This window comes from Aquabacterium sp. A08, assembly GCF_011742065.1.
Genome location: NZ_JAAQQT010000174.1, coordinates 1 through 324 on the forward strand (window position 1 = coordinate 1; position 324 = coordinate 324).

Sequence of the window (324 nt, forward strand, 5' to 3'; positions counted from 1 at the left end):
GAAGTGGCCTTCCAGCAGGTCGCCCAGCGCGGCGGGGGCGTGTACCTTGAAGGTCTGCGGCTCGGGGTACAACTCCTGTTCGGACGGGGCGAACACCACGTCGCAGCCGTGGGCGGCGAGCTGCTCGCAGTCGGCGGCCAGGGTGCGGGGGTAGGTGTCGAAGTCCTCGTGTGGCAAAAACTGCAGCCGGTTGACGAAGATGCTGGCCACGGTCACGTCGCCCAGCGGTTTTGCCTGGCGCACCAGGGCCAGGTGCCCGGCGTGCAGGTTGCCCATGGTGGGCACGAAGGCGGGCGCGTCGAAGCGGGCCAGCACCTGGCGCAG

Annotated in this window: 1 protein-coding gene; it reads right to left on the minus strand. The window is 69.8% G+C overall.

The window, feature by feature from the left end:
* On the minus strand, positions 1–324 hold a 324-nt coding region (locus HA630_RS00990), incomplete at both ends, for a pantoate--beta-alanine ligase (RefSeq protein ID WP_243855313.1).